This window comes from bacterium (assembly GCA_023230585.1).
Classification (GTDB): domain Bacteria; phylum Ratteibacteria; class UBA8468; order B48-G9; family JAFGKM01; genus JALNXB01.
In genome coordinates, this window is the sequence record JALNXB010000073.1 from 1 (window position 1) to 8,440 (window position 8,440).

The following is an 8,440-nucleotide window of genomic DNA, read 5'->3' on the forward strand; positions in this document are numbered from 1 at the left end:
AACAATCGGGCACTCTGAGAACTTACCCTTCTGCATATAAAGCATCTCCGAAGGGTTCAACAGGCTCAGAGTAGGGGAACAAAAGGCTTGAACCTTTTGTTAACAGCCCGATTCTTGCTTGAGCTGTAGTAGCACCTCGTAATTCGTTCTTAGACACATACTTTTTTACTGGAAGAAAAGACAAAGGCAAGGATAAAAGCATAAAAGAGAAGCAGTATGGGGTGTCTACTCACTCTGGTACTACGGTGCATACACCTTCCCTTTTCTTGCCTTCTCCCCTTGAGGGAGAAGGATCAAGGATGAGGAGGGTAGTTGTCCTTATATGTCATTCCGGACTTGATCCGGAATCTCGTTTTTTACGTTGTGCCAACTACCAACGTGGGTTACATTAGAGATCCTAAAACAAGTTCAGGATAACAAACTGGGGCGGATAGAAGGCAAAAGAGTGGCAATCTCATTTTCATCCCCCATTCCGTCTTTTGTAGTTTATCTTGCGAGGTTTATCCGCCGAAGCCAACCTACGCTAAAATACAAGCTTCGGCAGGTATACCTTGGCATAGGAGGGGTTTCTTAGCTAAATTTGACAAACGTATTAATTAAATAGGAGGGCGTAATGAAACAAAATATTTTAAAAACAGTTCTTGTATCCTTTTCGCTCTTGTTTATTTTTACATTTTTATCATCAGTACAAGCAGAAGAATTTGAACTTAAAATCAACGATGTATCAGGTTTAAACTCTCCTTTGCCAATTATAGCCAGTATGGCTTTTTCTAAAGGAGAAGTTAAAGATGCTTCCTCTATACGTATAATGAGCGAAACCAGAGAAGTTCCTTCCCAAATTGATATTACAGCTAAATGGGTAGACGGTAGTATTAGATGGGCTTTAGCTGGGTTCACTGATTCTCCTCAGAATAGATATAGAGTTGAGTATGGAGAAGGAATAAAGAGAAGCGCTTATCCAACCCCTCTTAAAATCAGCAACCTTCCAGATGGAGGTTTCACAATTGATACTGGTGTGTCAATATACCAGTTTGATAAAGATAAACTCCTACCTGAAAAAGCGTGGCTAACTGTAAATAACCGTACAATCTCTATATTGGAAAATTCTGGTGCAGGCACATATCTGATAGATAATCAAGGCAGAACTGCAAAAGTAGCAGGTAAACTGGCTGAAATAGAGAATACTTTTTTAAAAGAAGGACCTGCTCGGGTAGTTGTGAAAAGATCTGGGTGGTATGTAACCAATTCTGGAGAAAAACTTGCAAGAGCAGATGTTTGGCTATATTTTGCAGAAGGGTCTTCTGCTGTTCGGATTACACATTCCTTAATACTTACCGAAGATACCAACAAAGTTTGGTTCAAAGATTTTGGACTGGAATTTACCCCCCCTGCTCCTCCAACAGACGTATATTGTGCAGAAGGTCTTCCAGGGGAAGAGTCTGTTATTCAAACTAAAGGTAAAGAGGTTTTCTTGCTTCAAGATGATTACCCTCATTTTGCTGAACGAAAATATAATGCAGGCGTTGGTACATCTGAAAACGGTATAGATAAAATTGTTAAAAAATTTGATATAGCAGGTGACTGGGCTTATGGGGATTATGGCAACTTTGGTATTGGGATTGTTATGCCATGGCTTGCTGAAAGGTTCCCCAAGGAGATATCTTTTGGAGAAAGAAGTGCAAAAGCAGTGTTATGGTCAGCCAGAAGTAAGAGAGAACTAGATTTCAAAGCAAAAACGCTTATTGATGAATACTGGCAGACTTGGGCAAAAGAAGGTCCTGGAGCACCAAAAGACGGAGCCGAAACATATAGTAACGCTCAAGGAACATCATTAACTCACGATATATGGTTTTTACCTCAACAGGGAAGTTATAATGCAGACCTAGTCAAAAGAACTTGTATATCGGCAGCAAGACCAACACTTGCTTTAAGCGACCCTGTAAAAATATGTTCTTCAGAAGCCCTTGGCTGGCCGTCTTACCATAAAGATACGAAAAAATTCCCCGAATTTGAGCAGATATTTAAAGAATATTGGCAACGGCTAATTATGTCTTTAGAGGCTTTCCCTATGACAGGGACCATTTCTTGGGGTTGTCTTCCTGATGTTAGTTATTACACTGTTAAAGGGCGTATAATGCCCGGGTTCGGAGATTCCAGGCTTAAAGGAATAATGGACTACGGTATGAGAAGAGTTCCATTTCTAATGTACGCAAGGAGTGGGGAGAGAGAATATTACGAGTACGGGTACAAGTTTGGTAGGTTTACGGGAGACTACGGAATTGCCCACTGGAATTCCCCAGAAAAACAGAGAGGAGCCGGACTCATTGGAGCCCGTGGAGGACTACCTTTCTTCTGGCAAGGAAGAACTACTCTCTTTGCTATCATTGATGGTGAGATAAGACACTGGTTGAACCAGTACTACCTTACTGGAGATGAGCAGTCTCTTGATCTGGTCAATATGATAAAAGAAGAAGTTTCAAAAGTTAGAACCCCAAGAGGAATAACCAGCATATCAAGAATGCTTCTTACTCTTTCTATTATGGACTGGGATGAAGATATGTGTAAAAAATCTCGTGAGTTTATCCATTCCATTATAGATTTAAATAGCCAGAACGGTTTAAAAGGTAGCGGTTACGGGGCTGAATATAAAGACGAAAGAGATACTTACAACCTATTAGAATATTATCTTGAAACAGGAGATGAAATAGTAAAAGAAGCCTGGCTTAAACTTCTCGACCAAAAATATAGATTTGAAAGAAGAGGTGGCACTTTATGTCATAGAAATTACGATGCGCTCACATACTATATTGCTTACCTTATTACTGGAGAACAAAAATGGAGAAGCGTGGTAGAACAGACTTTAAGTGATGCTCTTATGTATGCTAATGCATACCCTTTAGAGAAAGATTTATCGAGACTGCCTAAAAATCCTCTCGATTGGAAATCTCTTCCGCCAAGAATATTTACAGGTTACCAGAACCCTTTTATAGGTTTTCCTGCTGCTCTCAAATTAATAAATAATATTGGATGGAGCAACGAACCTATAACCCCTATTGCAGTAAAACCGTTAGAATTCCCAGAAACTATGTTATTATTCAGACATAAAAAAGGTATAGAAACCAACCTTAGTGTTTATTTCAGGACAAAAAATAAGGATGCTAAAATAGAAGTATTTCCTTACAAAAAATATCCAACGGTTGCTCCACTAAAAGGAATAAAAACAGTAATAGAAAAAAGGATGGCTCAGAATACTCATTATCACGCTTACATAAATATACCAGCAGAAAAAGAAGAAGGGTTATATATCCTATCTTTTGGGGTAGAAGATGTTGCTTGGACACTTCTCGACACAACATCACAAAAGGTAGCTACACTTGCACCCGATGGGTTATGGTCTATTTGCAGAGCAGGGCACGGTGGTTCTCATCAGGGAGATAACCGCCCCGGGGAAGCTAAACCTATGTTTTTCAAAGTTCCTGCTGGACTCAAAGAACTTGATGTTTTCATTGGCTACCCTGCTACCATAAAAAGAGCAGACGGTTCAACGGCTCTTGAATGCATAGACTCCAATATAGGAAGATTTTCTCTACCAGTTAAAGGACAAACAGGTATCTGGAGTATAGAACCTTATTTTCGCGAGTTTAGCGGAAACGCTCCTCCTGGTTTTTATAGATTTTTAAATATTGAACCGATAGTCTCTTTTGGTTCACCAACTCTCCTTCCTGAAGAAACATTGGGAAAACCAGTTGTTTCTACTTCTGCTCTATTGTTTGAACCGAAAGAACCCTTAAAGTTTGTTGAAGGAGTATCTGGTAAAGCTATTAGACTTTCAGGCGATACAAAATTAAAATTCTCTAAAGGCGAAAAAGTCTCACAGGGAGGACATACTTTCTTCCCTGCAAATAAAGGAACTGTTGAATTCTGGTTTAAGTCCAACCATTCACTTATTAACACGCCTATTGCTTCTTTCAAAAAAAAGGATTTCCCGTTTTTAGAAACATCTGGTTTAAAATTTCTACATTCATACTGGAGGAGAGGTACCCCTGGACCTTACAGTTGTTTACAGTCGCTACTTATACCTGACAAAGGGAACCCAACAACAGGGTTCCAGATAGAACATCTGTTCCGTGCTGGTAAATGGCACCATATTGCGTACACCTGGGACCTAAAAGAAGAATCTGGGGAACTACAAGGAGAACTTAATATCTTTCTTGATGGGAAAAAAGAGACTTTTAAATCAGTTATTTATGGAGTTACCCAACTTAAAGGTAAACAGAAAATCAAGTTATCAGAAAATATGGACGAAGTAATACTTGGACCATTCGAAGGAGTAATGGATAACCTGCGAATATCAGACATTGTTAAGTATACAGAAGATTTTATACCAGACAAGATATCTCCCAAAATTGATTCAAACACAAGAGTTGTTTTTGTGTTTGAAGGTAACCTTAAAGGTATATCTGGTCTTACACCAAACCTATTGGAAGCAGTTATACAATGATGTGTTTAATTAAAACGTATGGATATAAAATAGTTTTTATGATAAAATTGTAAGGATGAAAAATAAAATGTTTAGTTCAGTTGATAGCGCTTTACAAGATATAAAAGAAGGTCGTCTTATTATTGTGGTTGACGATGAAGAAAGAGAGAATGAAGGTGACCTGATAATAGCTTCGGATAAAATAACGCCAGAATCTATATATTTTATGGCAAAAGAAGCACGTGGGTTGATATGTATAGCCCTACTTCCAGACCGGCTTAAACAACTCAAGTTACCTCTGATGATGTTAGATAATACTGCCCTTCATAATACTGCTTTTACTATTTCTGTTGATGCGGCTTTTGGCGTAACTACAGGTATATCTTCTTACGACAGAGCTTTTACAATAGAACTTATGCTAAATGAAAAAACTAAGCCAGAAGATTTAGCAAGACCTGGACATATTTTCCCTATTCAAGCAAAAGAGGGAGGCGTTCTTGTAAGAGCAGGACATACAGAAGCAGCAACAGATTTAGCCCGCCTTGCAGGGTTGTTTCCATCGGGAGTTATGTGCGAAATTATGAATGAAGACGGCACAATGGCAAGAGTGCCGGACCTTTTAAAGTTTTCTAAAAAACATAACCTTAAAATAATCACCATAAAAGACCTTATACAGTACAGAATAAGTAAAGAAAAACTTGTAAAAAGAATTCTTTCTTTAGACCTTCCAACAGATTTTGGTAAATTTAAACTTATTCTTTATAAAGATATAATAGAAGACAATAGCCATATAGCACTTGTTAAAGGCGACCTTACACTAAAAGATTCAAAAGACAGTATACTTGTGAGGGTGCATTCACAATGCTTAACAGGAGATATATTCCATTCCCTCAAGTGCGATTGTGGCGACCAACTATCAACCGCTCTTAAAATGATAGAGAACGAAAAGAGGGGCGCTCTTATATACCTACCGCAGGAAGGTAGAGGTATTGGGCTTATCAATAAACTTAAAGCTTATGCTCTCCAACAAAACGATAACCTTGATACTGTGGACGCTAATCTTAAACTCGGATTTCCAGACGACCTTAGAGATTACGGTATAGGTGCTCAGATACTTGCGGACCTTGGTCTAACAAGAATCCGTTTAATGACAAATAATCCCCGAAAAATTGTTGGGCTTGCTGGTTACAACATTACAGTCGTGGAAAGAGTACCTATAGAAACAGAGATATCAGAGTATTCAGAAAAATATATAGAAACAAAACGGGTAAGAATGGGGCATATTTTAAAAGAATGTAAGGCGAGCAAGAAAGGGGAGGATATAAAATGAACGAAAAAATAGGTATACTTGATGCAAAAAATAAAAAATTTGGCATTATAATAAGCAGGTTCAATGAGTTTATATCTACAAGTCTGCTTGAAGGAGCAATAGACTGTATTAAGAGACATAATGGAAACGATAAGGATATAGATATTGTTTGGGTACCGGGGACTGTTGAATCTGTGTTTGCAATTTCCAAAATGGCATCCAAAAACAAGTATGATGCTATAATTTGTCTTGGTGCAGTAATTAGAGGCGGAACTCCTCATTTTGAATATGTTAGTTCTCAGATTACAAAAGCTGTTACACAAATCAATCTTGAAGGTAAAGTCCCAGTATCTTTTGGTGTTATAACAGCTGATTCTACCGACCAAGCAATAGAGAGAGCTGGTACAAAGATGGGTAATAAAGGATGGTCTGCGGCTCTTTCTGCAATAGAGATGGCTAATCTTACTGAACAACTTAAATAAAAAAATTGAAAACTTTGAATTACACAACCTATATAATTCAAAGAATATAAAACAATGAGACAACGAAGACGCGCAAGAGAACTTGCTTTAATGCTTCTTTATCAAATAGATATACTCGGAGCAGATAAGGAATCTATTGAAGAACTAAGAAAAACTTTCTGGCAGGAAAACCCGTCTGAAAAAACTTCTGTTATAGATTTTGCTAACCTACTGGTAACCGATACTATTAAAAACCTTAAAGATGTAGATGCTGAAATCACTAAAGTTTCTCTAAACTGGAAACTCAGCAGAATGGCTTATTTAGATAGAAATATATTGAGAATGGCTACGTTTGAAATTATGTTTATGGTAGATATACCCCCTCTTGCAACAATTAACGAAGCAATAGAAATGGCAAAAAAATACGGAACAAACGAATCTACAAAGTTTATAAACGGTATTCTACATAAAATAAAAGAGGCTTGTAAGAGTAAAAAAAAGAGTAGAAAATGACACAAAAAAAAGATATACTCATCACAGGTTCAATTGCACTTGATAATATTAAAACCCCTTGCGGAGAAGTTTATGAAGTTTTAGGAGGTTCAGCAACCTACTCTTCTTTTGCGGCAAGTTTTTTCTCTCCGGTAAAAGTTATTGGTAAGATTGGTACAGATTTCCCACAAGATTATATACAAAAATTTACTGCAAAGAAGATAGATGTATCAGGGTTAAAAATTTCCAATAGCAAAACTTTTAGATGGTCAGGGCTTTATGAAGGTGATATGGAACAGGCCAAAACCCTATCTGTATGTCCCGAACACCTTCAAGACTTACATTTAGACATACCATCTCATTACCAGAACGTTGAGTGTCTATTTCTTGCCAACACAGACCCAGAGATACAACATAGTATCCTTGATAGTATTAATGTTTCAGGACCTATACTTATAGATACTATGAACCTGTGGATAACAAAAAAGCCTGATAGTTTAAAAAAACTTATACAAAATATTGATATAATGCTTATAAATGAAACCGAAGCAAGACTCTTTTCAGGCAAGGACCACCTTGTTTCGGCAGCAAGAGAAATCAGCAAGATGGGACCTTCAGCAGTCATAATTAAAAAAGGAGCAAACGGTGCTCTGTTATTTGAGAACGAAAACCTTTTTTCTGTGCCCGCCTATCCGGTAGAACAACTTAAAGATCCAACAGGTGCAGGGGATAGTTTTGCGGGAGGGCTTACAGGGTATATTGCTTCGAGCAACAACATAAATAACAATGTTTTACGTAAAGCTACGATTGTAGGTTCAGCTGTTGCTTCTTTTACAGTAGAAGATTTTAGTACTAACAAACTTGAATCTATCAGTATTAACGATATAGAATGTAGGGTTGAAAAACTCAAGCAGATGCTTAAATTTTAAGGTTTCTCCTTCAAAAATAAACTCAACTATAATAGCAGACCAGACCAAATACTTGTTTATGAAAAAAGCAGACCTTCAAATAATTATTAAAATTTTGGTAAGTATTATTTTTCTTTTTCTCCTTTTCATAAAGATAGATATACAAAACTCCCTCAAAGTTCTAAACAACTGCCATAAACCTCTTGCTTTCACCGCTCTTATAATTACAATATCAACTGCCTTTCTTCTTGCTTTAAGACTTTTTATACTTATAAAAAAACAGATTGGCTCAGAGAAAGTTAACTACTTTAATATATTCAAACTTACTATGGTAGGCATATTTTTCAATAATTTTCTCCCAACTGGCGCAGGAGGAGATATAGCAAAAGCTTTTTTTCTTGTAAAAGAAGAGCAGAACAAACTTCTTGTTGGAAGTTCTGTTTTAATTGATAGGTTTCTTGGCGCTTTAACGGTTATATTTATGGGCACAGTATCAGCGTGGCTCACACCTGAACTACCAACAAAATATAAAGTTTTTCTTTTGAGCATCCTGTTATTGTTATTTAGTTTCATTCTACTTTTTACCAATAGAAATATTGCTAATTTTTTTAAGTTTCTTCTCAAGAATAGACTACCTGTCAACCTAAAAAATAAACTTCAAACCATATACCTTGTTTTTTCATCTTATTTTTTGGCAAAAAAAAGTATCGCATTAGCCATCTTGATAAGTATTATCACACAAACCATTTCTATTATTGGCAACTATCTGATGGGAGTTTCTCTTGTTGGT

6 protein-coding genes are annotated in these 8,440 nt (G+C 37.0%); all 6 read left to right on the forward strand.

Annotated features, from left to right (window positions below):
• Positions 1-613 precede the first annotated feature (613 nt).
• Positions 614-4,501, forward strand: a complete 3,888-nt coding sequence (locus M0P98_08635; GenBank protein ID MCK9266915.1) for a LamG domain-containing protein — start codon at positions 614-616, stop codon at positions 4,499-4,501.
• A 67-nt stretch (positions 4,502-4,568) separates the two neighbouring features.
• A complete protein-coding gene (locus M0P98_08640) occupies positions 4,569-5,810 on the forward strand; it encodes a bifunctional 3,4-dihydroxy-2-butanone-4-phosphate synthase/GTP cyclohydrolase II (protein ID MCK9266916.1) in 1,242 nt (413 codons plus the stop codon).
• On the forward strand, positions 5,807-6,271 hold the full coding sequence (gene ribH / locus M0P98_08645) for a 6,7-dimethyl-8-ribityllumazine synthase (GenBank protein ID MCK9266917.1): 465 nt from the start codon (positions 5,807-5,809) through the stop codon (positions 6,269-6,271). The genes M0P98_08640 and ribH overlap by 4 nt, the downstream gene beginning before the upstream one ends.
• A 54-nt stretch (positions 6,272-6,325) precedes the next feature.
• Positions 6,326-6,763, forward strand: a complete 438-nt coding sequence (nusB, locus tag M0P98_08650; protein ID MCK9266918.1) for a transcription antitermination factor NusB — start codon at positions 6,326-6,328, stop codon at positions 6,761-6,763.
• A complete protein-coding gene (locus M0P98_08655) occupies positions 6,760-7,671 on the forward strand; it encodes a PfkB family carbohydrate kinase (protein MCK9266919.1) in 912 nt (303 codons plus the stop codon). Before nusB ends, M0P98_08655 begins: the two co-directional genes overlap by 4 nt.
• On the forward strand, positions 7,640-8,440 hold an 801-nt coding region (locus M0P98_08660; protein ID MCK9266920.1), incomplete at its 3' end, for a flippase-like domain-containing protein. The genes M0P98_08655 and M0P98_08660, both read left to right, overlap by 32 nt.